This is a genomic window from Actinomadura chokoriensis, assembly GCF_039529475.1.
GTDB classification, from domain to species: domain Bacteria; phylum Actinomycetota; class Actinomycetes; order Streptosporangiales; family Streptosporangiaceae; genus Spirillospora; species Spirillospora bangladeshensis.
In genome coordinates this window covers 199,734-226,325 of record NZ_BAAAMW010000005.1, presented here as the reverse complement: position 1 = coordinate 226,325, position 26,592 = coordinate 199,734, and the positions used below count along the sequence as shown (strand labels likewise).

Here is a 26,592-nt window from a genome sequence, read left to right as displayed (position 1 = left end):
GGGCGGCGCCTCTAGGCGCGGGAGGCGCGGCGGTCGCGTTCCTCTTCGTCCGGGTCCTTGGGGACGCGGCACGCGTACTCCAGGAAGAACGCCGCGGCCACCAGCACGACGGCCGCGAGGAACGTGGCGCCGCTGACGAAGAAGTCGTGGCGGGGGGTCGGCTTGTCCAACTGGGTCGCCAGGTTGATGGCGAAGCCGCCGAACACGCCCGCGATCAGGGCGGCGGTGTGCGCGCTCGCCTTCCCCAGGGCGGCCAGCCGTGCGACGGCCATCGGCTCGATCGGCTTGGGCGACTTGCGGCCGGGCTCGGGCATGCGTTGCCTGCCGGGCTTGCGGCGGATGCGGCGCAGCACGTTCCAGCCGCTGAAACCCTCGCCCAGGGCGAGCAGAAGCAGCGTCGGCACCGCCGTCCACGGAAGCGGGGGCAGCGAGACGTAGGCGGAACGCAGCACCGCCCAGGTGACCACCGCGACGACGACCACCAGAGCGGCGAGGAACAGGGGGCGGGACGGTTTCATGCAGGCTGCTGCAGTGCCATGTCCTCCCGTCGGCGAACGACCGACGGGCCACCTTCGGACTGTTTCGCCTGGGCGAGGTCGCCGACGCGGCCGTGCCCGGGCAGCAGGACGTCCGGCTCGATGTCCGCCCACGGGACGAGAACGAACGCGCGCTCGTGCGCGCGCGGGTGCGGAAGCGTCAGGTCGGGGTCATCGGAGGAGATGTCGCCGAACACGACGATGTCGATGTCGAGCGTGCGCGGACCCCAGCGGACCTCGCGCTCGCGCCGCATGGAGTTCTCGATGTTCAATACGCGTTCGAGCAGGTTCTCCGGTGCCAGCCGCGTGTCGGCCACCAACACGACGTTGAGGAAGTCCCCCTGCTCGGGGATGGTCTCGCCGGGAGGCGCGAACGGCGCGGTCTCGTAGACCGGGGAGAACGCCACGAAGTTGAGGCCGGGCGCGTCGAACAGCGCGTCGACCGCCCCCTGGATGTTGTCGAGCCGGTCCCCGAGGTTGCTGCCGATCGAGAACACGACGCGATGCTGGACGAGCATGTGGCCGCCGGTGGCGGTGCGGTCGTGCATGCGGTCGGACGCTGTCATGGGCGACTCCTCCTGATCTTCACGGCGACGTCCGTGAAGGGGTGCGGCACGGGGGCGCTCGGCTTGTGGACGGTGATCTCCACCTCGGACACCGCCCTATCTTCCAGACATATAGTCGCCAGCCGGTCGGCCAGCGTTTCGATCAGATTGACGGGCTCGCCCTCGACGGCCTCGACCAGACGGCCGGCGAGGCTCCCATAGTCGACGGTACGCGAGAGGTCGTCGCCGGCGGCGGCGGGGCGGGTATCGAGGCCTAGGACGGCGTCCACCACGAACACCTGGCCGAGTTCGCGCTCCGCGGGCAGGCAGCCGTGCCGCCCCCGCGCCCGGAGGCCGCGCAACTCGATGCGGTCCAGAGCCTCACTGCGGTCGAGAGTCATTCTTCCTCTGCATCCACGACGTTGAGGACGGGCGAACCATGGTGGAGCAGGAGCCTCCACTCCCCGTCCGACCGTACGAACACGTTCGTGGCCACGATGCTTCCTCCCGCGAGGAACCCGGCCTCGGTGTCCTCATCGGCGGTGAGGACGTTCTCCTTGCACGTCACCACGGCGTGATCGCCGTACACGTCCGTCTCGACATCGGTCAGCACGAACTGGATGTAGGTCGTGTTGGCCATGATGAGCGCCCAGGAACGCAGCACCTCGTCACGTCCGCGGAGCATCGTCCAGCCGGGATGCACGCAGGAGACACCGGGCGCGTACGGGCCGTCGGCCCACACCGCCGACATCCGGTCGAAGTCGCCGGCCTCGAACGCCGCGTAGAACTCGGCGTGGACCTCGTCCACATCGGCGCGGTTGACGGCACGGCTCATACGCGGTGTCCCCCTTGCCGGGCGCGGCCGTCCGCCCCACCCGGTTCTGAGATCTCGTCATCGGACGGGCGGGCCGCGCTGATGGCGGCCGCCACGCGCACCGCGTCCGCGTTCGGGCGGACGCGGTGGACCCGCACGCACCACGCCCCGGCCGCCGCGGCCAGGGACGTGGTGGCGACGGTGGCGTCGTCGCATTCGGCGAACGCACGGGGGGTTCCGTCGGGTTCGGCCAGCAGTTTCGTGAGGAAGCTCTTGCGCGACGCACCGACCAGCACCGGGTACCCGGTCGAGGTCAGCTCGTCGAGCCGGGCCAGGAGCGCCCAGTTGTGGCCCGCCTTGGGACTCTTCGCGAAGCCCAGGCCGGGGTCGAGCACGATCATCGACGGGTCGACCCCCTCCCGCAGGACCGCGTCGACCCTCTGCAGAAGCTCCTCGCGCACTTCACGGACGACGTCCGCGTAAACGGCGCGGGTCTGCATGTCATGGCTGTGGCCGCGCCAGTGCATGACCACATAGGGAATGCCCGCCGCGGCGACCACCCGCGGCATGTCCGGGTCGGCCAGGCCGCCGCTGACATCGTTCACCAGCCGGGCACCCACGGCGACGGCGGCCTCCGCCACCTCCGCGCGCATGGTGTCGACACTGACCGGGATGTTCTCGGCGTTGAGCGCCTCTATGACGGGGATGACCCTGCGGAGTTCCTCGTCCTCCGACACACGCTGCGCACCCGGCCGCGTGGACTCGCCGCCAACATCGACGATGTCGGCACCCTCCGCGGCAAGGTCCAGCCCATGGCGGACGGCCTTCTCGGGGTCGAACCAGGCCCCGCCGTCCGAGAACGAGTCCGGAGTCACGTTGACCACGCCCATGACGAGGCAGCGCCCTGGCGCTGGCAGCCCCGGAACTACGGCATTGGTCATGTCACCCAACCCTATGCCTTGGAGCCGCGCCCTCGACGCGGCGCCTCGACCGCCCCGGACACGGCCGCCGCCGCCCTCCCAACCAGCAGAACGGGCCTCAGCGCGACGCTGAGGCCCGTTCAGGCGGCCTTGGCTCCTCGGGAGCGGAAGGACGGTCAGTAGCGGCCCAGGATGAGGCTCATCGCCTCGGAGCGGGTCTCGGCGTGATCGCGGAAGTCGCCGCGGACGGCCGACGTCACCGTCTTCGCGCCCGGCTTCCGCACGCCCCGCATCGTCATGCACAGATGCTCGGCCTCGATCACCACGATCGCCCCGCGCGGCTCCAGCACGCTCATCAGCGCGTCCGCGACCTGGCTCGTCAGCCGCTCCTGCACCTGCGGCCGGCGGGCGTACACGTCCACCAGCCGTGCCAGCTTCGACAGACCGGTGATCTGGCCCTTCTTGTTGGGCGTGTACCCCACGTGGGCCACCCCGTGGAAGGGCACCAGGTGGTGCTCGCAGACGGAGTAGACCTCGATGTCCTTCACCAGGACCATCTCTTCATGGTCGGCGTCGAACACCGTGGTGAGCGCGTCCTCGGGCGTCTGCCTGAGGCCGGCGAACTGTTCGGCGTACGCCCGCGCCACCCTGGCCGGGGTGTCGCGGAGTCCGTCACGGTCGGGGTCCTCCCCGATGCCGATCAGGATCTCGCGCACGGCCTTCTCGATGCGCTCGTGGTCGAAGTGACCGCCGTGCAGGGTCTCGCCCGGCGGGTCGTTCTCGATCGGCGCCTCGTCGTACGGAATCGCCAAGACGGTCAGCTCTCACCCTGGGCGGGGTCGACCGCCTCGGAGGTGACGCCGCCCTGACCGTTGTTCTTGGTCAGGTCGGTGACGTCCTGCGGGCCGAGCAGGGCCAGCTCCTTGGGCGTCAGCACCGGCGGACGGTCGGACGGGAGACGCTTGCCGTAGCCGGTGTAGGAGTTCTGGTGCGGCCGCTTCTGGATCGGCGCGAAGATCTCCAGCACCATGTCCTTCGACAGGGTCTCCTTCTCCATCAGGTTGACCACGAGCTCGTCCAGGACGTCCCGGTACTCGACGAGGATCTCCCACGCGGTGTCGTGGGCGGCCTCGATGTAGCGGCGGACCTCGTCGTCGATCGCGGACGCTATGTCCTCGGAGTAGTCCCGCTCGTGCCCCATGTCGCGGCCCAGGAAGACCTCACCCTGACCGGAGCCGAACTTGCGCGCGCCCAGGCGCTCGCTCATGCCGTACTCGGTCACCATGTTGCGGGCGATGGAGCTGGCCTTCTCGATGTCGTTCGCGGCGCCCGTGGTGGGCTCGTGGAACACGAGTTCCTCGGCGGTGCGTCCGCCCAGGAGCATGGCGAGCTGGTCGGTCATCTCCGAGCGCGTGGTGAGGAACTTGTCCTCCATCGGGAGGGTCATGGTGTACCCCAGGGCCCGGCCGCGCGGAAGGATCGTCACCTTGTGCACGGGGTCGGAGTTCGGCAGCGCGTGCGCCACCAGAGCGTGCCCGCCCTCGTGGTAGGCGATGATCTTCTTTTCCTTCTCCGACATCACGCGGGTCTTGCGCTCCGGCCCCGCCATGACGCGGTCGATGGACTCCTCGAGGGTGTCCATGTCGATCAGCTTGCGGTCGAAGCGGGCGGTGAGCAGCGCCGCCTCGTTGATGACGTTGGCCAGGTCGGCGCCGGTGAAGCCCGGCGTCCGGCGCGCGATGACGTCGAGGTCGACGTCCTGCGCGAACGGCTTGCCGCGGCCGTGCACCCGCAGGATGCCCTTGCGGCCCTCCAGGTCGGGGCGGTCCACGGTGACCTGCCGGTCGAACCGGCCGGGACGCAGGAGCGCCGGGTCCAGGATGTCGGGGCGGTTCGTCGCCGCGATCAGGATCACGCCGCCCTTGACGTCGAAGCCGTCCATCTCGACCAGCAGCTGGTTGAGGGTCTGCTCCCGCTCGTCGTGGCCGCCGCCGAGCCCCGCGCCGCGGTGCCGGCCGACGGCGTCGATCTCGTCGATGAAGATGATGGAGGGGGCGTTGGTCTTCGCCTGCTCGAACAGGTCGCGGACGCGCGAGGCGCCCACACCGACGAACATCTCGACGAAGTCGGAGCCGGAGATCGAGTAGAACGGCACGCCGGCCTCGCCGGCCACGGCGCGCGCCAGCAGCGTCTTACCGGTGCCGGGCGGGCCGTACAGCAGCACGCCCTTCGGGATCTTGGCGCCGATGGACTGGAACTTCGCCGGGTTCTGCAGGAAGTCCTTGATCTCTTCCAGCTCCTCCAGGGCCTCGTCGGCCCCGGCCACGTCGGCGAAGGTGGTCTTCGGGGTGTCCTTGGTGATGAGCTTGGCCTTGGACTTGCCGAAGTTCATCACCCGCGAGCCGCCGCCCTGCATCTGGTTCATGATGAACAGGAAGATCAGCACGATGACCACGATGGGCAGCAGGCTGAACAGCAGGTTCAGGAAGAAGCTCTGCTTGGGGACATCAACGTTGTAGCCGCCTGACAACTGGCCGGCGTCGGCCTGCTTCTGCAGCTGCTGCTGCAACTGGAGCCCCTGGCCGTCGACCCAGGACGCCTGCTGCCGCTTGTCGTTCTTGAGGGTGACCTCGATCCGCTGGTCCTTGTCAACGATCTTGGCCGATTTCACCTGGCCGGCGTTGATCTCCTTGACCACCGCGGAGGTGTCGACCTTCTCGAACGAACGGCCGGGGTTGACGCCCCACATGACGAGGGCGACCAAGATGCCGAACAGCAGGATCCACAGCAGCGGCCCGCGAAAGTAGCGCTTCACGTCCATTTATCCGGTTACCCCTAGGGGGCCCGTCCCTCCTGACCAACGTCTGTGTACGATCCCCGCCCGTCCCGGGGGGACGAACGCCACTGCGATCAACAATGCGTCCAACGAAGGGACCGTCGCCCTGGGCTCCGGACCCACCGTGGCGGCTTCCCTCATATGGCCCCCCGAACCAAGGGTCCGGGACACCGACGGTACACCGCAGGGGCAGGAGACGCAGCCGACGCCGTTCTCCCGCATCCCTTCCATATACCCGTCAACGATCCTTGCAACGATTCGTCACGGTTACTTGTTCCCCGGGCTCGTGTGCGCGCCCGTGACCAGTACGACTGCATCTGGAGATCGGCGCACGTCGGGGGCCGTTCCCGCCGGGCGGGGCGGTCAGGACCCGTCGCCGCCGTACACGTGCGGGGCGAGCGTCCCCACGAACGGCAGGTTCCGGTACTTCTCCGCATAGTCGAGCCCGTACCCGATGACGAACTCGTTAGGGATGTCGAACCCTATGTACTTCACGTCGAGGTCGGTCTTCACCGCCTCCGGCTTGCGCAGCAGCGCGCAGATCTCCAGTGACGCGGGGCCGCGCGAACGCAGGTTGCTCACCAGCCACGAGAGGGTCAGCCCGGAGTCGACGATGTCCTCCACGATCAGGACGTGCCGGTCGATGATGTCGGTGTCGAGGTCCTTCAGGATGCGCACGACACCGGACGACTTAGTGCCCGATCCGTAGGACGACACCGCCATCCAGTCCATCGACGCGGGCGTGTGCAGCGCCCGTGCGAGGTCCGCCATGACCATGACGGCGCCCTTGAGGACCCCGACGAGCAGCAGGTCCTTGCCCGCGTAGTCGGCGTCGATCTGCCCGGCGAGCTCCCGCACTTTGGCCTGCAGGTCGCTCTCGGGGATCAGCACCTTCGCCAGGTCGGTGCCCAGGTCCTTCTCGTCCACAACCCCACCCTCTTGCTCAGCCTCGCCCGTCCGGTGGGACGGACGCAGGACGGACACCGCCGCACGCGCCTGTACGCGATGCGCGCGGCGGACGCGTCGTGTGGCGGTTCGCACACGCCGCGAGGTCAGACCGGGCCGAACAGCAGCCTCCCGGACCGCCGGACGGCGCGAAGCCCTCCGGGCAGATCCACGTGCCGCTGGCCGCGCCAGGCCGTGACCAGCCGGTCCACCGCATCGACATGAACCGCCGCGAGCGTACCCGGTGGGCTGCCGGCCTTTATCGCGGCCATCCGCAAAACCCTCGTGCGCACGGCCCTGGGCAGCTCCGCGAGCCCGTCCAGCCGGACGGCCGTGTTCCAGCCGTCCTCCCGGACTTCCAGGTCGGCGTAGGCGCGAGCGGCCAGGTCGTCCAGGGCGTCCGCGTCGTCGCGAAGCATTCCGGCCGTCCGTGCCAGGGCCTCGGCCACTCCTGGCCCCAACGTCTTTTCCAAGGCGGGGAGGGCCTCATGCCTGACGCGCACGCGCGTGTAGGCCGGGTCGATGTTGTGGGGGTCGTCCCAGGGCTCCAGCCCCATCGCCTTGCAGGCTCTGCGCGTGGTGGTGCGAGCGATCCCCAGCAGGGGCCGCAGATAGAGGACGCCTTGCCGACGGAAAACCGGGGGCATGCCGGACAACGATCGGGCACCGGAACCACGAGCGAGCCCCAGAAGGACCGTCTCGGCCTGGTCGTCCTGAGTGTGGCCCAGGAGGACGGCTGCGGCTCCCAACCGCTCAGCGGCCTCGTCAAGTGCCTTGTAGCGGGCATCACGCGCGGCGTTCTCGGGGCCGCCCGGCCCACCGACGGTCACGGCGATGGATCCCGCCGGATCGAGCCCTAGGCCGGCCATGGTCCGGACTACGGTCTCGGCACGCTCGTCCGAGCCGTCCTGCAGGCCGTGGTCGATCGTGACGCCGCCTGCGGGCCGTCCGCCCCTGGGCGCCTCGAAGGCGAGCGCACCGGCGAGCGCGAGGGAGTCGGCGCCACCACTGCACGCGGCCAGCACCGTCCCGCCCTCCGGCAGATCGGCGAGCACCCGCCGCACCGCGAGACGTACCGCCGCCACTGCCGGATCAGGCCCCATGGGAAACGTCTACCACCAGATGGGGCAGTGCAGGGGCGGCCTGGCTCAGGCCTCGTTGGCCTTGGGCGGGGTGTCGATGGCCCTGGGGCCGACCACGCGGGCCATCCAGAGCGTGGGCTCCTTGATCTCGTCGTGGGTGGGAAGCGTCTCCGGGGACTGCCAGACCTGGTTGAAGCCGCTCATGCCCACCTCGGCGACGACCCGGCGGACGAACCGCGAACCTTCCGCGTACTGCTTCATCTTGAGGTCGATGCCGAGCAGGCGCCGGATCGTCTTGTCGAGCTTGGTGCCGCCTTCACGGCGCCCCTGGAAGCGCGACCGGATCTGCTGGACGGACGGCACGACCTCAGGCCCGACCGCGTCCATGACGTAGTCGCCGTGCCCCTCCACCAGGGTCATCACCGCGGTCAGCCGATCCAGGATCTCGCGCTGCTCCGGGCTCTGGATCGCGTCGATGAGGTTGGCGTCGCCGCCGCGCACCGCGTCCGCCACGGCTTCGGCCGCGTCCCGGATGCGGTCCAGCATCGCGCCTGGGTCGAGGTCCGACGCGAGCAGGAACTTGGTCATCTGGTCTTGGACGTACTCCCGCAGCCAGGGGACACCGGTGAACTGCGCACGGTGGGTCTCCTCGTGGAGGCACACCCAGAGGCGGAAGTCACGCGGCTCCACACCCAGCTCTTGCTCGACGTGGACGATGTTGGGCGCGACCAACGTCAGGCGTCCCGTCGCGGCACGCCCGGTCGGGTCCGGCGGGAGGAACAACTCGTACTGGCCCAGAACACGGCTGGCCATGTAGGCGAGGATGGCGCCCACCTGCATGCCGGTCACACGGGAGCCGACCGCCTGCACGACGACATTGCCCGCACTGCCGAGGGGGCCCGGGGCCCGCCGCTCGGACAACTGCTCGATGAGCGGCTCCAGCACCACCCGGAAACCGTCCACGTTCGCGCGGATCCAGCCGGGCCTGTCAACGATCGTCGCGGGGTCGGGGTCGAGCTCGGACGCCATGCCGGTGAAGTCGCGCACGTGCCCGTGGGCGATCTTCGACAGCTCGCGCAGCTCCTTCACGACCTCACGGGCCTCGTCATAGCTGACCTGCGGTCCCGGCCTCACGAGCCGGGTTCCGGCCTGAACGGCCACGTTCCAGTCGATCATTGAGGCGCTCATGTGCTCCACCGTACGTTTCGGAGACGGCGCCGAGGCGCCCCTGCTGGATCGTTCAACGAACAACCGTTCTGGTTATCTCCCGTACGGCCGCGCCCACACGCGGTCGGCCCACACGCGATCAGCCCACGCGGTCAGCCCACGGCCGACGGGCCGCAGCCCCGCGGCAGCCGCAACCCGTGGTCCGTGCGGCCGGTGGTCGGTGCGGCCGGTGGTCGGTGCGGCCGGTGGTCGGTGCGGCCGGTGGTCGGTGCGGCCCGTGGTCAGCCGCAGCCGCAGGCGGCGACCGTCGCGGCGAGTTGGTCGAGCTTGCCCGGGTCGACCGGCCCCTTCCCGTCCCCCGCCATGAAGGCGAACGCGAGGAGCCGTCCGTCGGCGTCGTAGGCGAGCCCCGCCAGAGTGCTGACACCCGCCAGCGTGCCGGTCTTGGCGCGGACCATCCCGGCCCCCGCCCGGCTGGACGCGACCGTGTAGCGCGGAGGGCTCAGCGTCCCCGAGAACCCCGCGATGGGCAGACCGGTGATGACCGACCGCAACCCCGGGTGGTCGTCCCCTGCGGCGAGCGAGACGATGCGGGCCAGCGCGATGGGCGAGATCCGGTTGCGCGGCGACAGGCCGCTGCCGTCGTTGACCGACACCCCTTCCGCGACACCGAGCTTGGCGAGCACCTGGCGGACGGCCTGCGCCGAATCCGCGAACGTCGCCGGACGTCCGAGTTTGATGGCGACCTGGCGTGCCACCGCCTCGGCGACATCGTTGTCGCTGTCGGTCAGCAAATGCTCCACCAGAGCGGACAGCGGCGGTGACTGGACGGCGCCGAGCTGTTCCGCGCCCTGAGCGGCGACCGTCCTTCGTCCAGCCTTGGCCTTGACGCCCTCCTTGGACAGCAACCGCGCGAACTGCTGCGCCGCAGATGCAGGCGGGTCGGCCACCCGCGTTCCCTTGGTCGGATCCGAGAGGGAGACGCGTCCCTCGTCGACGGTCAGGGCCGACACAGGGGCGACCTCACCGTCCGGCAGGTAATTGGGCTTCCAGCCCGCCGCCGTACGCGGCCCCTGGTACGCGGACACGTCGTAGTCCACCCGCACCTGGCGCACCCCTGACGCCTTGAGGGCGGTAGCCGTCTGGCGAGCGAGATCCAAGAGGGACGCATAGGGCGGATGCCCCGCCCCCGGACGTGGGGGAAGGGCCGTCAAGGTAGGATCCCCGCCTCCGACCAGTACGATTCCGCCGCCGGCCCCGCGCACGACCTGCGTGGTGATCCGGTGCGCGGGTCCGACCGAGGCCAGCGCCGCCACCGACGTCGCCAGTTTCGTCGTCGAGGCGGGGGTGGCGGGCCGGTCGGCGCGCAACTGGTACAGGGGACGCAGCGTCTCCGCGTCGACCACCACCGCGTTGATCTTCGCCTGCGGGCCGCCGATCAGCGCGGACAGCCGTCCCGCCAGGACGGACGGGTTCGGCGGCCGGCCCGTCCCGGGATCGGCGGCGGGCATGACCACCGACGACGCCGGGACGCTCACGAGGTCGCGCACGGCCACGCTCGGCGGCTGCGGTGACAGGTGCCGGGCGGGTGTGAGTTTCGCCACTGCCAGCCCGGCGGTGACGGTGAAAACGTTAAGGAGGCACAGCGACAGGATCACGAGGGTCCGGCCACGTCCAGGCACGTGACCGCCCCTCTCCCACTCAGCACTCACCAACGTGCGACATCCTTATACGAGGGAACACTCGCCCTGTGGGGCCGGCCTCACCCACCGGGGCTCCCGAAAGACTATTCACTGCGCGTACGCAGGGAGCGGAGGACATCTTGGATTTCGACGTCACCATTGAGATCCCGAAGGGCCAGCGGAACAAGTACGAGGTGGACCACGAGACCGGACGCATCCGGCTCGACCGCATGCTGTTCACCTCGACGCAGTACCCGGCCGACTACGGGTTCATCGAGGACACCCTAGGGGAGGACGGCGACCCGCTGGACGCACTCGTCCTGCTGCAGGAGCCGACGTTCCCCGGTTGCCTGATCCGCTGCCGCGCGGTCGGCATGTTCCGGATGACCGACGAGGCCGGTGGTGACGACAAGGTCCTGTGCGTCCCCGCCACCGACCCCCGGATGGAGCACCTCCGCGACATCCACCACGTCGCCGAGTTCGACCGGCTGGAGATACAGCACTTCTTCGAGGTCTACAAGGACCTGGAGCCCGGCAAGTCCGTCGAGGGCGCCAGCTGGGTGGGGCGTGTCGAAGCCGAGCTGGAGATCGAGCGCTCGCGCAAGCGCGCCGCGGACCAGGGCGGTCACTGAGCGCCGTCCGGTCCTGCTGACCGGCCGGGCCGTGCCGGGGCCACGCCGGGTGAGGGCTGGGCCGGGGCAGGGAGTCGCGGACGGCGCTGATCCGCTCCCCGCCGCCCCGCGACGCGACTCGCGATGAACCCTTCCGTGCGGAACGCCGCGCGGAAGGGTTCTCGCCGTCCAGGCAGTACGTCATCCGGAGGGACGGGTGGCACCGATCAGGTCACTTCGGTGGATGCTCGATATGCGCACACTGGCGCCCGTGTAAGGGGCCTCCACCATCCGGCCGTTGCCGATGTAGACGCCGACGTGGTGGATCGTGCCGGGGTCGGACGGGTCCTTGGCGAAGAAGACGAGGTCGCCCGGACGTAGTGCACTGATGGGAATGTGCGGGCCGGACGTCCACTGCGTACCGGTCCAGTGGTCGAGCCTTACACCGGCCTTGCTCCACGCGTACATGGCCAGGCCCGAACAGTCGAAGCCGACCGTGCTCGCGCCCTGGGCGACCCCGTGGCTGGGGCCGAACGTGTTGCCTCCACCCCATGAGTACGGGGTTCCGAGCCACTTCAGTGCCGCTCGGGCCACCAGCGCTCCGCGAGCGGCAGACGAGGTCAGCCCCGGGACGAAAGAGCCGGCGCCTGCGAAGGAGGCGCGGACCTTTCGCGCCTCGGCCTTCTCTCTGGCCTTCTCCTTGACCTCTTCCCGCGCGCGCTTGACTCGGACCGCATGGGCCTGAGCCCTGCCCAGCCGAAGCTCTAGGCGCCGCTTCTCGGCTTCGATGCGTTCGACGGACTCCTGCTGCTTGGCCACCGCGTCCTGTGCGAGTCTCTTGGACTCGTCGGCGCGCCGGGTGGCCGCCTCCTGCTCGCTCAGCGCGGTCTCCGCCTGGCGGCGGAACACGTCCGCGACGTTCTGGGACGCCTCGACGCGGCGGACCATGGCGGTGCGCCGCTTGGCGAGCATCTCCACCAGGCCGGCACGGTCCATGAAGCCCTGCGGACCGCCATCTCCGACGAGCGCCGAGGAGATCTGGTCGTAGCCGGTGTTGTCGCGATAGATCTGGGCGGCGAACGACGCCAGTTCGGTTCTGGTCTGCTCGACGCGCCGGTCAGCCTCGGCAAGGCGCACTTGGGTGTCCCTGTACTCCTGTTGGGAGCGTTGCAGTTTCACCTGTTCGCCGTTGTAGCGCTCTATGGCGGCCTCCGCGGCGACCGCGAGTTTGTCGAGTTCACCGTCCGCCTGCGCGAGCTTGGCCTTCGTCCGGCCGACTTCGGCCGCCCGCACCCTGACTTGGCGTGCGCTCCGTTCGACGTCCTTGGCACTAGGGCCGGGATCAGCGGAGGGACGCGCGGACGCGGCCGGCACCAGCAGGGTCATTCCGATCGCAAGGCCGGAGGTGAAGGCCACCACCCGCAGCGCCGTACTCCTGGCAGGGGACGGTGTCGCGCGGCGGCGGGTGTCTGCTGCGCCAGATGCCATGAGCACGTCCTCCCCCGGGGATGTACTGCTTAGCGCAAACGATCACCTACGAAGAGTAGTTGACTCTGGCAACGGCCGGTACTTCCGCCGCTCTCCAGCGTGTGCTCGTGTCATCCGGCACGTTGTCGCGTCACCCGGTGGACGTTGGGCTCACGCTCGGCGAGGTGCTCCCGGACGATCGTTCCGGCGGCGGCGGTGTCGGCTCCGGGGCACCACTGGACGGCGGTGCGGGTGAGGGGGTCGACGGCGGTTGCGGAGACGGTTGCGGGCTCTCTGGTCGTTGGGTCTCGGACGGTGTGGGCCGCGGGCTCTCCGGTCGCTGTGTTTCGGGTGGCGTTGACGGCGTTCCCGGGGCGGAACCCGTCGGCGTAGGCGAGGGACTACCCGCGGGTGGTGGTGCGTCTTGCCGCCAAGTGACGCGCACCTGCGCGGCGCCAGGCCGGAAGGTGATGGTGCCGTCTCCCTGTTCGTCCGGCCGCCGGGAAGCGTGCACGCGCACGGTCATGGTCTGCCCGGCCTGAAGCTTCCCGGAAGACGGCTCGACCCTTATGGGGCCTTGAGCCGTTGCCCGCCACGCAACCGGTCCGCCTTCTGCGCGCACTTCGATGGAGCCGTCCGTTCCCCCCGCCAAGTCGAGGTAGAGCGGTGAGACCGCGAGGACGCCTACGCTGCCGCTGGGCTCGGCTCCAGGGACCGCGACCGAAGGTGGCGCGGGCAGGGCTGTCGTCGGTGCCGAGGACGCGCGCGCGCCGAGCGGGAACGTGGCTGACACTGGAGCGGCTTCAAAAGTGCCCGGCCCTTGCGGAGCCGTCGTCGGCGACGGTTTGTCCTCCGGCGCCTGCGAGACTCCGGGGATGGCCGTCGGGTGAGGCTCGGCCGCCGTTCCCGCGGGCTTTCGTGCCGTGCCCAGGACGCCGTACATGGAGGCGACCCCGCCGCCCGACAGGAGCGCCACCACCACCAGCACCATGGCGGCCCGGACGACCTGTGCGCGCATACCGGCCTCGTGCGCTGATGGGGCGGCCTTGTGGGGGCGTACGAACCATGGGCGTCGGCCGCTAGACCGCACAAGTCGTCCCGACCGTGCGGCTTGGACGGGGAAGCCATCGTGGGTGAACTCCGTGACCCGGGTGGCCACGAAGAGCCTGTAGCCGACCAGTTCGGGGTCGAGGAAGCAGCTCATCACCCGGAGGCGCAGTTCCGCCGCAGGGCGTGGGTCCGGTAGGAGCCCGTAGACCTTCTTCGCCGACACGGTCCGGGGGCGGAACGCTCCACAGACAGAACACTCCCCTGCGTGTTCCATCAGCCGTCTGTTCAGATCGTGATGGAGGTCGTCACGTCGTTCACGCAGCAGCACCGCGCGCTCGGTGCAGCCGTAGGGGCCCTGCTGGGCGAGGATCTCCGCTGTTAAGGCCTCTTCCAGTTCCCTGTGGGCGACGTCCAGCGCCCCTTGGACGTCCTTCAGCGACAACCCGAGCACGGCGGCCAGGTCTGGGACCGACAGCCGCCGCCTGATCCTCAGGTCCAGGATCTCCCTGGAGAGCGGGCGCAACGCCAGTACCGCGTGCCACGCCGTGATGCGCTGGTCGACGTCCTCCTGGTCATGGGTGGCGATCGGCACGTCCGGCGCCTTGAACCTGGGCGGCAGGCGCCGTTCGCACTCCTGCCGGGCGAGGGCGTAGAGCCACGCCCCGAACCTGCCGGGGTCGCGCAGCCTGCCGATGTGCGCCTCGGCAACGATGAACGTGTCGCGCAGGGCGACCCGTGCCGTCTCACGGCACCGCAACCGGAACCAGCAGTACGCGTAGAGCCGGCGGGCATGGGCGTCGTACACCGCGGTCGGGGCGCCCGGATCGCGCTCGCGTAGCGCCTCGACCAGGAGATGGTCGTTCATGCCAGAAAAGGTAAAGGTTTCTGTCGGTCTTTACTGGCCAATTCAGAAGATCCAACTCTGATACCGAACACCATTCTTGCGCTATCCAGGCAACTCTGATGAAGAGTCGCAATTATGCGCTTTGGGCGTTTTGACCGACATACTGCAAGTATCGCACGCTCGCCGTGACCAGCGACTCATGACCGTGAGCGATCGGAGCGCGACCCATGGCGAAGGGAGGAATTCGGCGGGTCAATCAACGAGCCGAGTCTCCATCATCGGTGGGAGCGCAGTTTCGGCCACCGCCGCCATGGCGGCGACCTGAGCGCTGGTATAGATGACCGGTTCGGTCTTGATGGCGCGTGGGATAGCCCCGGCCGCATGGAACACAACCCCCCTGTGCTCGATGCCCTCCCGTGGGACCCGCGCCCCATGCACGACCACCATCGGTGTCACGTCCACGTCGTAGCCCGCATCAGCGGACAGCAGCTCCGCGACCGCATCGGCCGCTCGCGTCGCCACACCGACTACGCGTCCCGCCGGCTTGGGGCCCGCCCATAGGCGCCGACGCTCGACCCGCAACTGAGCACCCCACCGAACCCGTCTGCTCACGACGACGTAGACGCCGGTAAGGCCGACCACTAGATGATCGAGGTTGGTCGTCGGATTGGAACCGTCCGGCAAGGCTCGGTCATGCAGCACATGGAAGCCCGCTGGATCCAGGCGTGCCAGCCTTCGCCCCGTGCGGCGTTCGGCCCAGGCACCCCTGCGCCATGCGGTCACACGGCCAGGCCGGAACCGCGTGTAGGCGAGATGCGCCACGAAGACGACGAGCGCTACGACCAACCCCGTCCACCACGTGGCCGCACCCGCCGCGACGACACCGGCGCCGGCGGCGAGCACCGTCCGCACCGCGCGCCGTTCCCACCGATGCCGCGCGGCGAGGACGCGATACCGGTGCGCTGCCGAGGCACCGGCGCGCGATACGCCGACACCGCTGCTGCGCACCGCAAGGCCCCTTTTCCTCCGCCCCGAGCCGCACCTGAGGCAACAGCGTGCGGCAGGCCGGCGGTGTCGGCAAGGGCTTTCCGAAGTCGATCTTCGACCGAGGTTGACAGTGTCACGATGACAGTGTCATTATCGAGCCATGGACGGTACCTGGACGATCGGCGAGCTGGCGGAACGCGCCGCCGCCGCCCTCGCGGCGGACGGAGCCGTGCAGGTCAGCGGCCGGGTGCGCGACGTCCCCAACACCCGGCTGATCCGCTGGTACACCACGATCGGCCTGCTCGACCCGCCGCTCGCCCGCCGCGGCCGCACCGCCCTCTACGGCCCCCGCCACCTCTTGCAGCTCGTCGCGGTGAAACGCCGCCAAGCCGAAGGCCGCTCCATTGCGGAGATCCAACTCGAACTGGCCGCCGCCACGAACGACACCCTGACCCGCATAGCCGCCCTCCCGCCCACAACGCACGCCCCGGCGCCGAGCACCGACGCACCACCACGAATCGGCACCTTCCAAGACGCGAACACTCCCCAAACCCCGCCAAGCGTCCCCCTCGACGCCCCAGCGCCCCTCTCCCCCGAAGAAGCACCCATCGCCAGGGCCCGCGCCCCCCAAGACACCGAACCCTCAGCACCTGCCCGCCCCGCGCCCCCGCCCGCTGGAAGACTCGCGTCACCACCCTCCAGCCCTACCGACGCCAATCCGACCAAGTCGGCGGCACCCTCACCAGCTCAGGAGGGGCCTGCCCCTCGGGCGCACATGCCTCAAGATGCGCACCCCGCCGAAGGCTCAGCAGAGGCGGCGGTTCCGAGCCGATCCGCGACTCCAGCCAGTAGACGGCTCGCCTCCCAGCCCCCCAGCCCCGCCGACACGAGTCCCGCCAAGGCTGCGGCACCGTCACCGGCTCAAGAAGGGCCTGCTAGTCGGGTGCGCGAGCCTCGCGATGCGGACGCCGCCGAGGGCTCGGCAGGGGCTCCAACTCCGGCCCGGGATACGGCCGGCACGCCGAGCCGCAGTGGTGAGGGTGCGAACGCCGCCGGGACGGTCGGCTTCGCCGCTCAGGAGAGGGCCGACGCTGAGGCCGGCGGGGCCGAGGCCGGCATGGAAAGCGCGGACTCCCTGAGCACACCGGCCGGGGCAGAGGGCGAAGGGGCCGGTGAGCGGCGCGACTTCTGGAAGGCCGGGCCCGATGTGTCGTACGGCACGGCGACGGTCGCCGCCGACTACGGCAGGCCGCTTCCCCCGGTCGTCCAAGGGGTTCGCTTGGCACCCGGCATCACCTTGGTCCTGGACGGTCCCGCCCTGAGCGGCGACGACGTCGCCGCGATCGACGCCGCCGCGCGGCCGCTGCTCGACGAGCTGCACCGACGCGGCCTTCTCACCCCCATCGAGAGCCCCGCCGAAAGCCCCGCACGTCCGCCCGCAGATCACTTCCGGAGGTCCCCGTGACCGTGCGCATCCTGCCGCTACCCGAGACCGAACCCCCGGCATCCGACGGCGGGCTCGGCGCGCTCAGCACCGGCAAGGGCAACCTGCCGCTCGAATCCGTCGACGTGCACGCTTCGATCACCGGCCTCACCGCCGGCATCAAGGTCGTCCAGGGCTTCCACAACCCGTTCGACACCCCGCTCGAGGCGACCTACATCTTCCCGCTGCCCGACCGCGCCGCCGTGACGGCGATGCGCATGGAGGCCGCGGACCGGGTCATCGAAGGGACGCTGAAAGAGCGCGCCCAGGCCCGGCAGGACTACGACACCGCCGTCGCCTCAGGCCGGCGCGCCGCGATCGCCGAGGAAGACCGGCCGGACGTGTTCAGCATGCGGGTCGGCAACATCCTGCCGGGAGAGCGCGTGACCATCACGCTGACCCTCGCCCAGCCCCTGCCGCACGAGTCGGCGACCGGCGCGACGTTCCGCTTCCCGCTCGTGGTGGCCCCCCGCTACATCCCGGGCGCTCCCTTGGACGGCGAGCGCGCGGGGCCGGGGATCGCGGACGACACCGACGCCGTGCCGGACGCGTCCCGCATCAGCCCGCCCGTCCTCCTGCCCGGCTTCCCCAACCCGGTACGCCTGGCGGTCACCGCCGACATCGATCCGGCCGGCCTTCCCCTGACCGAGATCCGGTCCGCACTGCACGTGGTGGGCCAAGAGGGCGAGGGCGGGCGCACGACGGTGCGACTGCAGCCGGGCGAGCGGCTCGACCGCGACTTCATCCTGCGTCTGGGCTTCGCTCCGCACGAGGCCGCGGCCCTCACCCTGGTCCCGGACGAGACGACAACGAGGTACCCGCCCAAGGGCGAGGGCGCGACGATCGCCATCGCCCCAGGGTGGCGCCAGGACGGAACGTTCAGCCTGACCGTGCTGCCCTCCGGCGACGCCAAGCCGAACCCGCGCGACGTCGTCCTCGTTCTCGACCGCTCCGGCAGCATGCACGGCTGGAAGATGGTCGCCGCCCGCCGCGCCGCCGCCCGCATCGTCGACACGTTCCGCAGCGAGGACCGGTTCGCCGTCCTGTCCTTCGACAACGTCGTCGAACGCCCCCGCGACCTCGGTACCGGCCTCGCCGCCGGCACCGACCGCAACCGGTTCCGCGCCGTCGAACATCTGGCGGCGCTGGAAGCGCGAGGCGGCACGGGGATGCTCGCGCCGCTCGAAGAAGGCTGCCGCCTGCTCACCGACCCCGCGCGGGACCGGGTGCTGGTCCTCATCACCGACGGGCAGGTCGGCAACGAGGACCAACTGCTCGCCCACCTCGGGCCCCGGCTCCAGGGCATCCGCGTCCATACCGTGGGCATCGACCAGGCCGTCAATGCCGGCTTCCTGAACCGGCTCGCCTCCCTCGGCGGAGGGCGCTGCGAACTCGTCGAATCCGAAGACCGCCTCGACGAGGCCATGGAGGGCATCCATCACCGGATCGCCGCCCCGCTCGTGACCGGCCTCACTCTGCACTCCGACGGCCTGACCATCGAGCCCGACTCGGTGGCCCCGTCCCGCCTGGGCGCGCTGTTCCCCGGAGTGCCCCTGGTGATCACCGGCCGGTTCCGCGGACGCCTGCACGGCTCGCCCATGGTCGAGGACACGCCATCCGGCTCACTCACCGTCCGGGGCACCGCATCCGACGGGACGCCATGGGAGCAGCACGCCACCGGCATCATCTCCACCGACCGCGCCGTCACGTCCATCTGGGCCCGCGCCCACCTGCGCGACCTCGAAGACCGACACACGGTCGGCAGCTCAGGCGACCTGGAACACCGCATCGTTCAAACGTCACTTCGCTTCGGCGTCCTGTGCCGCTTCACCGCGTTCGTGGCCGTGGACAGCAGGGTGGTGACCGAAGGCGGAACCCCGCATCAGGTCGTCCAACCGGTGGAATCCCCGCGAGGCTGGGCGCCACCCGCACCGCGCCTGGGAACCGCTCACGCCACGTTCGCCGCGGCGCCGGCGCCGTTCGCACCCCCGCCCGCCCCCGGAGGCGCCCCGCCCTACGGCCATGCGCCGGCCGCCGCCGGTCCCCCTGCCGGGGCCTTCGTCCGGCGGGCCAAGAAGGGATCGGTCCCACGCCCGGCACGCCCCATGCCCGCCCTCACCGGCTTCCAGCAGGAACTGTCCAACGTCCTCGATCGCCTTCGCCAGGTCACGGACGACCAGCGCCTCCACTTCCTGCTGAGCGAACTCCTCCCCATCCTGGAGTCGATGGTCCAGCGGATGGAGGCCGACTACCTGGACGCCACCCCCCTGGCCGCCCTCCGCGACGCCCTACGCCGCCTCCAGCCCACCGCGGACCAGGCCACCGTCAACGCCCAATGGACCCGCACCCTCCAGGCCCTGACCGACTTCACAGGCGAGACCCCACCCCGCGACCCCGCCGGCGAGGCTCCACCTCGCCGCCCCTTCTGGAAACGCCCCGAGTAACCGAAACCACTGCGGGGGCGACCCTTGCTAGGGCCGCCCCCGCCATTCCAACGCACGTGCCCAGCAAGCATTCGCGGGTTGGAGGGTGGTCGGTCAGGTGTGCTTGCCGCGGTAGTGGTGCAGCAGCGGGACCAGGTTCAGCGCCAGGCCGACCACGGCTACGGCGCTGACCAGGTTGACGCCTGGGTGGAACTCGGCGAAGCCGTCGCCGCCGGCGGCCGTCCCGCCGGCCACGAGTGCGGTGACCACGGCGAGGACCAGGGCGGCGCCCACTTGTCCCGAGGTCTGGACGAGGCCGGAGGCGAGGCCCTGCTCGGAGTCGTCGATCCCGTCCGTGGCCTGCGCCATGATGGAGCTGAAGCCGAACGCGAAACCGCCGCCCAGCAGCAGCATCGTCGGCAGGATCGTGAAGGCGTAGTGCGGGGCGTTCCCGGCCGTGGCCAGGAACCAGCCGTAGCCGAGGCTGAGGGACGTCATGGAGCTGATGATCAGCCGCGGCGTCCCGTACCGGTCGATCAGGCGCCCGACGAACGGGGAGCCGAAGGCGACGAGAAGCCCGGCGGGCAGCAGCGCCATGGCCATCTTCAGCGGCGACCAGCGCAGGACGTCCTGCAGGTAGAGCGTCATCATGAACTGGAAGCTGAGGTACGAGCCGAACAGCGCGACGATGCTCAGGTTGGCCCGGACGATGGACCCGATCCGCAGGATGCCGAGCCGGATCAGCGGGTGCCGCACCTTGTTCTCGGTCACGATGAAGCCGGCCAGCAGGGCGGCCGCGAGCACGACGGACCCGAGGGTCACGGGGTCGAGCCAGCCGCGGTCCGGCGCCGAGACCACGGTGTAGACGGCGAGCAGCATGCCTCCGGTGAGCGTCACGGCGCCGACGAGGTCGTGGCCGCCGCCGTCCGCCGGCTTGTCCTTGGGGATCAGCAGGGCGCCCGCGAGGAGGGCGAGGACAGCAAGCGGCACGGGCGTCAGGAATGTCCAGCGCCATCCGAAGCTGGTCAGCAATCCGCCGAGGATCAGCCCGGACGAGTAGCCGCTGGCGCCGAAGACGGAGAACACCGACAGCGCCCGGTTCCGTGCGGGTCCCTCATGGAACGTGGTGGTCAGGATGGACAGGGCCGTGGGCGCCGTGAACGCGGCGGCGAGCCCCTTGACGAAACGGGTGACGATCAACAGGGTGCCGTCGTTCACCAGCCCGCCCACGAGGGACGCGACGGCGAAGACGGCGAGTGCGCTGAGGAAGACGCGCCGGCGTCCGAGCAGGTCGGCGGTGCGTCCACCGAGAAGGAGCAGACCGCCGTAGCCGAGGACGTACCCGTTCACGATCCACTGCAGCGAGGTGGTGGAAAGGCCGAGCTCGGTCCCGATCGACGGCAGCGCGACGCCCACCATCGAGACATCGAGCCCGTCGAGGAACATCACGGCGCAGAGGACCGCGAGGATCCCCCACAGCCGGGGAGTCCAGCTCTGTTCGGCCGGTGCGGGCTCGGCACGCGGCGGACGGACGGTGAAGGCAGGTGAGGTGTCGGTGATAGCCACGCCGCAGGACAGTACATGCACATGCATCAAATGTCTACGCACTAATTTCGACGGAACTTAATGCGAATGCACATGATGCGCGCGCATGCTAAGATCCGCGCCATGGAGGCGAAGTCGGCTCTGGTCGACCGGTGGCGGGAGCTCGCGACCTGCTACAACACGGTCGCGTGCGCCCTGGAGCGCGCCCTGCAGGACGCCCACGGGCTGAGCATGAGCGAGTACGAGACCCTCGACCGCCTCGTCGATCTCCGTTGTGAGAAGCGCCGCATGCAGGAGATCGCCGCGGCGATGTACCTGAGCCAGAGCGCCCTGTCGCGTACGGTCGCCCGCCTGGAGAAGCACGGCTACGTCGAGCGCGCCCTCTGCAAGGACGACCGCCGCGGCGTCTTCGTCCAGATCACCGATTCCGGCCGCCGCCGCCACGCCGAGGCCCGCGAGACCCACCTGAAAATCCTCGCCGACCACCTAACTCCCTGACCGTCTCCCACCCCTGCGGCCACAGGCTCAAACGGCCCGAACCAGGCACCACGCTCTCACCGCTGAACGGCCCAGAATTCAGCCGATAGAGCACACGCTTCGCACACGGGACGTGGCGTCCGACCTGCCATCCCCCAGCAGGCGCCGCCCACCCCACCCACGGGGAATTGCGCAACTACCTCGATTGACGCGCCCTAGGGGAGGATGTTGGGGTCGCACGGGGGGAGGCTGGTCGTCATGCCGGCCGTGATCGCCCAGCGCTCGTGGTCGCGCCACACGCCGCCGATGTTGATGAACTCCGGGGAGTACCCCTCCCGCCGGAACCCGAGGCGACGCACGAGGCGGCGGGACGGCTCATTCCCCGGCTGGACGTCCGCCTCGACCCGGTGCAGGCCGAGGGAACCGAACGCGTAAAGGACGGTCAGGCCGACGCCCTCGGTCATGAAGCCCCGGCCGGCGCTCGGCGCGAAGGCGGCGAACCCCAGGATGGCTCGGTCGTAAGGCCCCCGGATGATTCCGGTGAGGGTGACATGACCGGCGATGGCCCCCGTGTCCACGCGCTTTATCAGGAGAGCTTCACCGGCGGCCGGATCCGCGAACCGGCCCAGGTATTCACGGAACGTCAGCACGTCGGTCGGCGTCCGGACCCAGTTCCCGTGCAACTCCGCGCTCTGCTCGGCGAGCCGGAGAAATTCGTCCTCGTCCGCCGCCCGCATCCGGCGCAGCATCACGCGACATCCCACAATGCCTCCGTCCCCGGCACCGTTGCCCATGGACCGCATTTCGCCTAGAGCCCAGATTGCCCCACCCACCCCAGGCACCGCAGTCCCTCCGCAGTCACGTCTGCGAGACACCCCCGCCCCACCCGCCTGCCCCCGACCGCCACCACACGGGCGAAGGAGCAGCTGGATCTTCCGCAACGAGCCCCCCTCGCCGCCCTGAACCCGATCGCAAGCGATGGACGAACACGCCCCCGAATTGAGTACGCGCCCACGGAATGTTCTGTCCGGGGTGGAGCACGAGGCTGCGTGGCTATGCCGATGAGAACAGGCACCAGATGTCGGCGAGGTCGAGCACCGCTTTGCTGATCTTTCGGCCTGAGAGTGTCGGTATGTCTGGCCACCATGTAGGTCGGGTGCCGGGGCTCCAGCAGCAACCGAACCGCCAGCGGCGGGGGCCGGGGTTATCGCCCTTGGTCATTCGGATGTGGGTGGCGCAATACGCGCGGGCACGAGGGGCCGCCATCGTGGATGGATCCGGAGTGGATGCTCTTCCTCGATGGCGAGGACCGGGCACAGGTCGAGCGGCTCGCGAATCGGCGGCCGACGTATCCCGTTGAGCGAACCGCTGACGGACCCATCTTCCAGCCTTCGCCGGCGGGCGGGGGTTAAGTTTCGACCCAGGGGTCCTCATCGGCTGATCGCCAGTCCACCTCGGGGTTGAGCATCAGATATATGCAGCGTCGTACGCCTGCTCCGCCCCAGTCGATGTCTCTCATCCATGGAACGTCCGCTAGCAGTCCGGCCAGTTCGTCGTCGACCGTAGTAGTGAGAAGGAGCCGCAGGTCGTCGGGTACCGGAACGTCGACCAGGCAGAGCCAAGAGAGCGCGGCGCTCACACGAATATCCGCGGGTTGGTTCGGGTCAGCCCACCATGTCCGAAGGCGCGTGACGGTGGACTCGTCCCGGTGCTCGCGAGCCAGTTGGGCCGTGGCGAGGATGAGGCTCATATGCACGGCGGCAACTTCCTCGGAGCTCAGCCGACGCCGCAATGCGGCATCGATCGGCTCGACCTCATGCAGGGCTGTTGCCAGTGCATAACAGGCCGATGAGCGGACCTCTGCGTCGATGTCGTCAAGGAGCGCAAGCAACAGGGGCGCATCGCTGGTGATGGCGATGCGAGCGGCATGCACCGACCAGTTCTCCAAGTACCCGCTCACGTCGTACTGCGGCTGGTCGTCCGCGCGAGCGACCTGGAGCAGGCCCGCGCGTGATCCGTCACGGTAGTGCTCTCGCCGTGCCACTTCGCCGACCAGGCGAAGGATCTCCCCACGGTGGTGGGTCGCAGGCGAGCCGGCCAGGCGCAGCAGGAACGGCACAGCCAGCGCGGCCGGCGCATAGGTTCCGCCTTGGTGGCAAATGCGGTTCCCCAATGAGCCGACGGCCTGCCCGGCGGCCTGAACGTCCGAAGATCCGAGGAGCTTCAAATACTCGGGTACATCCGCGGCAGGGCCGTAGGCGTGCAGGAACCGGCCCCAGGGGATCTGGTCGTACCTCAGTTCGTCCTTGACGCCGTAGACCAGGTCTGACGCATCTCCCATTCGCACGATCCTTCCAGTAGACAATGTCCTAACGGACACCACCGACGGAAGTGGATCCATGTAGCCGAGCTCGTCTATGCAGAGCAGGTCGACGTAGCCGTAGCGGGCGGTGGTCTTGCTGTGCCGGCGGTCGTCGGCGGCTTCGACTAGTTCGTTCACCAGCTCGGTGGCCGGGGTGTATCGGACGCGGAAGCCGAACTGAGAGCCGCCTATCCAAATCGAATCGATGAGCTATTCATTACAAATCTCACGAGCGAGATCCACACCCATCTAGCCTCCTCCGCCGACCTGCTGGGCAGCGCTCTCCCGGCTCAGATCCACGACGCAGAAGACGTTGCCGTCCGGATCGGCGAGGACTACGAAGTCGGGGTCCGGTGGGTACAGGTCCCAGTCGACTCTGACGGCTCCCAGCTCGACCAGACGCTCGACCTCGGCAATCTGCTCGTCTGTGGTGTCCGCCAACAGGTCGAGGTGGATACGCGGATGTGCTTCGGCAGGCGAACTGCTGCGCATGAGAGCGAGCGCCCGGCCCGACCCATCCGCATGTTCCAGTGTTCGCCAACCCGGGCTTTCCGACTCGGAAACGGGTACCAAACCCAGAGCGGACGTCCAGAAGGACACGGCCCGGGGAATGTCGGTCACACCGATCACGGGAAAGCCGAGTCTGAGCACGAGCCCGAGTCTAGGCAGCGCCTCGGCAACTCAGGGACATGCCTGCCGATCTGGAGGGCCGCGGCCGGAAGGAGTGGCCTCGAACTCGGGCCCGGGCAGCAGCGTGGGCAGCGAGCGGGGGGTGCTTCCGCCGATCCGGCTACCCGTCGAAGCCTCGGAAGGTACCCGACTGATCCGCGCTGTCTGCGAAGTCGTCGAAGTCCAAGTTCGCGATGCTGAGGTTGAGCGATACCTCGCCGTACCAGCGCGGCGGTACCCGTCGGGTACGCGTCCTCATGCTGGCCCTCTATCGCAGTCTTCAGTTCGGCCCAGGTCGAGTCACTGCTGAAGTCGGTCCGCAGGATCAGCGACGTCATGTCGTTGGGGCAAGGCAGGGGCGTCACCCTGTCGACCTTCCCAGCCCACCGGGCAGTGGGGCAGGCGGTCATGCGGAAGGCCCATCGCGAGTGGTCGCGATGGGCCTCTGAGCTGGGAGCCGCCTATCGGAATCGAACCGATGACCTATTCATTACGAGTGAATCGCTCTGCCGACTGAGCTAAGGCGGCGTGCCGTGCGGGGCACGGCGGGATGAAGTCTACCGGGTCCGCGGGGGTGGGTGCGCACCGGTTTCAGCCGCAGGTGGTTCCGTCCTTGGGCGGGTCGGTGGTGATCAGGTAGTTGTCGGTGGCCTTGGTGATGCAGGAGTTGCCCTGCAGGTAGGCGGTATGGCCGTCGCCGTTGAAGGTGAGGAGGACGCCGCTGGAGAGTTCGTCCGCGAGGTTCTGGGCCCACTTGTACGGGGTGGCGGGGTCGCGGGTGGTTCCGATGACGACGATAGGCGGTGCGCCCTTGGCCGCCAGGGGCTTCGGCTGCTGGCTGGTCTGGAAGGGCCAGTAGACGCAGGGGAGGCCGCCCCAGACGACGAAGGGGCCGAAGCGGGGCGCGGCCTTCTCGGCCTGGTCGACGTACTTCTCGTAGGCGGCGAGGTCGGACGGGTTGGGCTTGTCGATGCAGTTGACGGCCATGTTGGCGTCGGTCTGGTTGCTGTAGGTGCCGTTGGGCTTGCGCTCGACCATCTCGTCCGCAAGGGCGAGGAGGATGGTGCCGTCCGAGCTCTGCATCGCCTGGGTGAGGGCCTGGCGCAGGACGGGCCAGTACTGCTTCACGTAGAGCGACCTGGCGATGCCCATCACGGCCAGGGACTCGGTGACCTTGCGGGAGTCGCGCGTGTTGCTGAGCGGCTTCTTGTCCACGGCGGAGAGGAAGGACGAGATCTCGGCGATGACCGCGTCGGCGGTGCTGCCGAAGGGGCAGCTGCCCGACTTGACGCAGTCGTCGGCGAACGCGCGGAGGGCCGTCTCGAAGCCCTTCGCCTGCTCGACGAGCAGTTCCGTTGAGGAGAGCTTGGGGTCGACGGCGCCGTCCAAGACGAGGGCGCGGATGTTCTTGGGGAACTGCTCGGCGTAGAAGGCGCCCAGGTAGGTGCCGTAGGAGGCACCGTAGTAGGTGAGCTTCTTGTCGCCGAGCGCCGCGCGGAGGACGTCCATGTCGCGGGCCGCGTTGACGGTGCCGACGTAGGGGAGTTTCGAGGCGTCCTTGGTCTTGCAGCGTTGGGCGAAGTCCTTGCCCTGGGCGGCGAGTGCGTTCGTCTCCTTCTTGTCGTCCGGGGAGGCGTCGGTGGCGAAGAACTCGTCGAGCTGGGGGCCGGTGTTGCAGCGGACGGGGTCGCTGGCGGCGACGCCGCGGGGGTCGAAGCCGACGATGTCGAAGCGGCGGCGCAGGTCGCCGCCGAACGTCCGGGCGGCCTGCCGGACGAAGTCGACCCCGGACCCGCCCGGTCCGCCCGGGTTGGTGAGCAGCGAGCCGATGCGCTGGGACTGCTCCTCGGCCGGAAGCCGGATCACGGAGATGCCGACCTTCTCGTCGGACGGGTGCGAGTAGTCCAGCGGGACTTGGACGGTCGCGCACTCGAAGCCGTCGTCGCACTTCTTCCAGGACGGTTTCTGGCCGTAGAACGATTCGAGGCCCGAAGGGACCTGCGATGACGACGTCGTCTTCTTCTCGTCGCCGTCGCCGTTCCCGTCGCCCCCGTCGCTGCATCCGGTGGCCATCGCCAGTGCCAGCACGATGGCCGCACTGATGAACCTCGCTGCCCGCACCTGGACCCCGTCTCGTGATAGCGGCA

Annotated in this window: 24 protein-coding genes, 1 tRNA gene and 1 pseudogene; 5 read left to right on the top strand and 21 right to left on the bottom strand. The window is 69.5% G+C overall.

Going from position 1 to position 26,592, the window contains the following annotated elements; translation table 11 throughout:
- Positions 1–11 precede the first annotated feature (11 nt).
- From ABFX46_RS14060 to dacB, 11 genes are all read right to left on the bottom strand, one after another.
- Positions 12–518, bottom strand: a complete 507-nt coding sequence (locus tag ABFX46_RS14060) for a DUF3180 domain-containing protein (RefSeq protein WP_346042435.1) — start codon at positions 516–518, stop codon at positions 12–14.
- A complete protein-coding gene (gene folK, locus ABFX46_RS14055) occupies positions 515–1,102 on the bottom strand; it encodes a 2-amino-4-hydroxy-6-hydroxymethyldihydropteridine diphosphokinase (protein WP_346042434.1) in 588 nt (195 codons plus the stop codon). Before folK ends, ABFX46_RS14060 begins: the two co-directional genes overlap by 4 nt.
- Positions 1,099–1,482 carry a dihydroneopterin aldolase gene (gene folB, locus ABFX46_RS14050; protein ID WP_239067869.1) on the bottom strand — a complete coding sequence of 128 codons (384 nt, stop codon included), beginning with the start codon at positions 1,480–1,482 and terminating at the stop codon, positions 1,099–1,101. Before folB ends, folK begins: the two co-directional genes overlap by 4 nt.
- Complete coding sequence (locus ABFX46_RS14045; protein ID WP_346042433.1) at positions 1,479–1,916, bottom strand: nuclear transport factor 2 family protein; 438 nt, start codon at positions 1,914–1,916, stop codon at positions 1,479–1,481. The genes folB and ABFX46_RS14045 overlap by 4 nt, the downstream gene beginning before the upstream one ends.
- Positions 1,913–2,836: a dihydropteroate synthase gene (gene folP / locus ABFX46_RS14040; RefSeq protein ID WP_487046965.1), complete on the bottom strand. Its 924-nt coding sequence runs from the start codon at positions 2,834–2,836 to the stop codon at positions 1,913–1,915. The genes ABFX46_RS14045 and folP overlap by 4 nt, the downstream gene beginning before the upstream one ends.
- Positions 2,837–2,991: 155 nt before the next feature.
- Positions 2,992–3,600, bottom strand: a complete 609-nt coding sequence (gene folE / locus ABFX46_RS14035) for a GTP cyclohydrolase I FolE (RefSeq protein WP_163062802.1) — start codon at positions 3,598–3,600, stop codon at positions 2,992–2,994.
- A gap of 32 nt (positions 3,601–3,632) precedes the next feature.
- On the bottom strand, positions 3,633–5,636 hold the full coding sequence (gene ftsH / locus ABFX46_RS14030) for an ATP-dependent zinc metalloprotease FtsH (RefSeq protein ID WP_131943151.1): 2,004 nt from the start codon (positions 5,634–5,636) through the stop codon (positions 3,633–3,635).
- Positions 5,637–6,014: 378 nt separating this feature from the next.
- A complete protein-coding gene (hpt, locus tag ABFX46_RS14025) occupies positions 6,015–6,578 on the bottom strand; it encodes a hypoxanthine phosphoribosyltransferase (protein ID WP_346042432.1) in 564 nt (187 codons plus the stop codon).
- 125 nt (positions 6,579–6,703) lie between these two features.
- Positions 6,704–7,699 carry a tRNA lysidine(34) synthetase TilS gene (tilS, locus tag ABFX46_RS14020; protein ID WP_346042431.1) on the bottom strand — a complete coding sequence of 332 codons (996 nt, stop codon included), beginning with the start codon at positions 7,697–7,699 and terminating at the stop codon, positions 6,704–6,706.
- Positions 7,700–7,744: 45 nt separating this feature from the next.
- Positions 7,745–8,854: a zinc-dependent metalloprotease gene (locus ABFX46_RS14015; protein ID WP_346042713.1), complete on the bottom strand. Its 1,110-nt coding sequence runs from the start codon at positions 8,852–8,854 to the stop codon at positions 7,745–7,747.
- A gap of 272 nt (positions 8,855–9,126) precedes the next feature.
- Positions 9,127–10,527, bottom strand: a complete 1,401-nt coding sequence (gene dacB, locus ABFX46_RS14010) for a D-alanyl-D-alanine carboxypeptidase/D-alanyl-D-alanine endopeptidase (RefSeq protein WP_346042430.1) — start codon at positions 10,525–10,527, stop codon at positions 9,127–9,129.
- Between the two features lie 140 nt (positions 10,528–10,667).
- On the opposite strand from dacB, the gene ABFX46_RS14005 reads away from it, so the two are divergent.
- Positions 10,668–11,159, top strand: a complete 492-nt coding sequence (locus ABFX46_RS14005; protein ID WP_131943154.1) for an inorganic diphosphatase — start codon at positions 10,668–10,670, stop codon at positions 11,157–11,159.
- A 180-nt stretch (positions 11,160–11,339) separates the two neighbouring features.
- On the opposite strand, the gene ABFX46_RS14000 is transcribed toward ABFX46_RS14005, so the two are convergent.
- From ABFX46_RS14000 to ABFX46_RS13990, 3 genes are all read right to left on the bottom strand, one after another.
- The gene (locus ABFX46_RS14000) at positions 11,340–12,557 is read right to left on the bottom strand and encodes an NlpC/P60 family protein (RefSeq protein ID WP_346042429.1); all 1,218 of its coding nucleotides are present in this window, start codon (positions 12,555–12,557) and stop codon (positions 11,340–11,342) included.
- A 199-nt stretch (positions 12,558–12,756) separates the two neighbouring features.
- Entirely contained in the window at positions 12,757–14,520 is a 1,764-nt protein-coding gene (locus ABFX46_RS13995) for a sigma factor (protein ID WP_346042428.1), read from the bottom strand.
- Positions 14,521–14,751: 231 nt separating this feature from the next.
- Entirely contained in the window at positions 14,752–15,507 is a 756-nt protein-coding gene (locus ABFX46_RS13990; protein WP_346042427.1) for a nuclease-related domain-containing protein, read from the bottom strand.
- A gap of 139 nt (positions 15,508–15,646) precedes the next feature.
- On the opposite strand from ABFX46_RS13990, the pseudogene ABFX46_RS13985 reads away from it, so the two are divergent.
- The 3 genes and pseudogenes from ABFX46_RS13985 to ABFX46_RS13975 form a co-directional block, all read left to right on the top strand.
- Positions 15,647–15,901: pseudogene (locus ABFX46_RS13985) on the top strand (MerR family transcriptional regulator); the annotation flags it as partial.
- Between the two features lie 702 nt (positions 15,902–16,603).
- Positions 16,604–16,951, top strand: coding sequence for a hypothetical protein (locus tag ABFX46_RS13980; RefSeq protein WP_346042729.1), 348 nt, complete (start codon positions 16,604–16,606; stop codon positions 16,949–16,951).
- Entirely contained in the window at positions 16,948–19,413 is a 2,466-nt protein-coding gene (locus ABFX46_RS13975; RefSeq protein WP_346042426.1) for a VIT domain-containing protein, read from the top strand. Before ABFX46_RS13980 ends, ABFX46_RS13975 begins: the two co-directional genes overlap by 4 nt.
- A gap of 93 nt (positions 19,414–19,506) precedes the next feature.
- Here ABFX46_RS13975 and ABFX46_RS13970 read toward each other — a convergent pair whose 3' ends face one another.
- Positions 19,507–20,958 (bottom strand): MFS transporter, encoded by a 1,452-nt coding sequence (locus ABFX46_RS13970; protein ID WP_428831253.1) that lies wholly within the window; start codon positions 20,956–20,958, stop codon positions 19,507–19,509.
- A 102-nt stretch (positions 20,959–21,060) separates the two neighbouring features.
- On the opposite strand from ABFX46_RS13970, the gene ABFX46_RS13965 reads away from it, so the two are divergent.
- Positions 21,061–21,435, top strand: a complete 375-nt coding sequence (locus ABFX46_RS13965) for a MarR family winged helix-turn-helix transcriptional regulator (protein ID WP_346042424.1) — start codon at positions 21,061–21,063, stop codon at positions 21,433–21,435.
- A 194-nt stretch (positions 21,436–21,629) separates the two neighbouring features.
- Here the strand turns inward: ABFX46_RS13965 and ABFX46_RS13960 are convergent, their stop codons facing one another.
- From ABFX46_RS13960 to ABFX46_RS13940, 6 genes are all read right to left on the bottom strand, one after another.
- The gene (locus ABFX46_RS13960; RefSeq protein WP_346042711.1) at positions 21,630–22,163 is read right to left on the bottom strand and encodes a GNAT family N-acetyltransferase; all 534 of its coding nucleotides are present in this window, start codon (positions 22,161–22,163) and stop codon (positions 21,630–21,632) included.
- A 659-nt stretch (positions 22,164–22,822) separates the two neighbouring features.
- The gene (locus ABFX46_RS13955; RefSeq protein WP_346042709.1) at positions 22,823–23,968 is read right to left on the bottom strand and encodes an ATP-binding protein; all 1,146 of its coding nucleotides are present in this window, start codon (positions 23,966–23,968) and stop codon (positions 22,823–22,825) included.
- Positions 23,969–24,025: 57 nt separating this feature from the next.
- Positions 24,026–24,427, bottom strand: a complete 402-nt coding sequence (locus tag ABFX46_RS13950; RefSeq protein ID WP_346042423.1) for a VOC family protein — start codon at positions 24,425–24,427, stop codon at positions 24,026–24,028.
- 139 nt (positions 24,428–24,566) lie between these two features.
- Positions 24,567–24,704: a DUF6924 domain-containing protein gene (locus ABFX46_RS43510; protein WP_428831252.1), complete on the bottom strand. Its 138-nt coding sequence runs from the start codon at positions 24,702–24,704 to the stop codon at positions 24,567–24,569.
- A 196-nt stretch (positions 24,705–24,900) separates the two neighbouring features.
- Positions 24,901–24,973 (bottom strand) — tRNA-Thr (locus ABFX46_RS13945).
- 63 nt (positions 24,974–25,036) lie between these two features.
- The gene (locus ABFX46_RS13940) at positions 25,037–26,566 is read right to left on the bottom strand and encodes an alpha/beta hydrolase (protein WP_346042422.1); all 1,530 of its coding nucleotides are present in this window, start codon (positions 26,564–26,566) and stop codon (positions 25,037–25,039) included.
- Positions 26,567–26,592: the final 26 nt, after the last annotated feature.

Bases quoted from the DNA above. Each gene is read 5' to 3' on its own strand.
- ABFX46_RS14060 (WP_346042435.1), bottom strand. From the start codon at position 518: ATGAAACCGTCCCGCCCCCTGTTCCTCGCCGCTCTGGTGGTCGTCGTC.
- folK (WP_346042434.1), bottom strand. From the start codon at position 1,102: ATGACAGCGTCCGACCGCATGCACGACCGCACCGCCACCGGCGGCCAC.
- folB (WP_239067869.1), bottom strand. From the start codon at position 1,482: ATGACTCTCGACCGCAGTGAGGCTCTGGACCGCATCGAGTTGCGCGGC.
- ABFX46_RS14045 (WP_346042433.1), bottom strand. From the start codon at position 1,916: ATGAGCCGTGCCGTCAACCGCGCCGATGTGGACGAGGTCCACGCCGAG.
- folP (WP_487046965.1), bottom strand. From the start codon at position 2,836: ATGACCAATGCCGTAGTTCCGGGGCTGCCAGCGCCAGGGCGCTGCCTC.
- ftsH (WP_131943151.1), bottom strand. From the start codon at position 5,636: ATGGACGTGAAGCGCTACTTTCGCGGGCCGCTGCTGTGGATCCTGCTG.
- tilS (WP_346042431.1), bottom strand. From the start codon at position 7,699: ATGGGGCCTGATCCGGCAGTGGCGGCGGTACGTCTCGCGGTGCGGCGG.
- ABFX46_RS14015 (WP_346042713.1), bottom strand. From the start codon at position 8,854: ATGATCGACTGGAACGTGGCCGTTCAGGCCGGAACCCGGCTCGTGAGG.
- ABFX46_RS13995 (WP_346042428.1), bottom strand. From the start codon at position 14,520: ATGAACGACCATCTCCTGGTCGAGGCGCTACGCGAGCGCGATCCGGGC.
- ABFX46_RS13980 (WP_346042729.1), top strand. From the start codon at position 16,604: ATGGAAAGCGCGGACTCCCTGAGCACACCGGCCGGGGCAGAGGGCGAA.
- ABFX46_RS13965 (WP_346042424.1), top strand. From the start codon at position 21,061: ATGGAGGCGAAGTCGGCTCTGGTCGACCGGTGGCGGGAGCTCGCGACC.
- ABFX46_RS13960 (WP_346042711.1), bottom strand. From the start codon at position 22,163: ATGCTGCGCCGGATGCGGGCGGCGGACGAGGACGAATTTCTCCGGCTC.
- ABFX46_RS43510 (WP_428831252.1), bottom strand. From the start codon at position 24,704: ATGAGGACGCGTACCCGACGGGTACCGCCGCGCTGGTACGGCGAGGTA.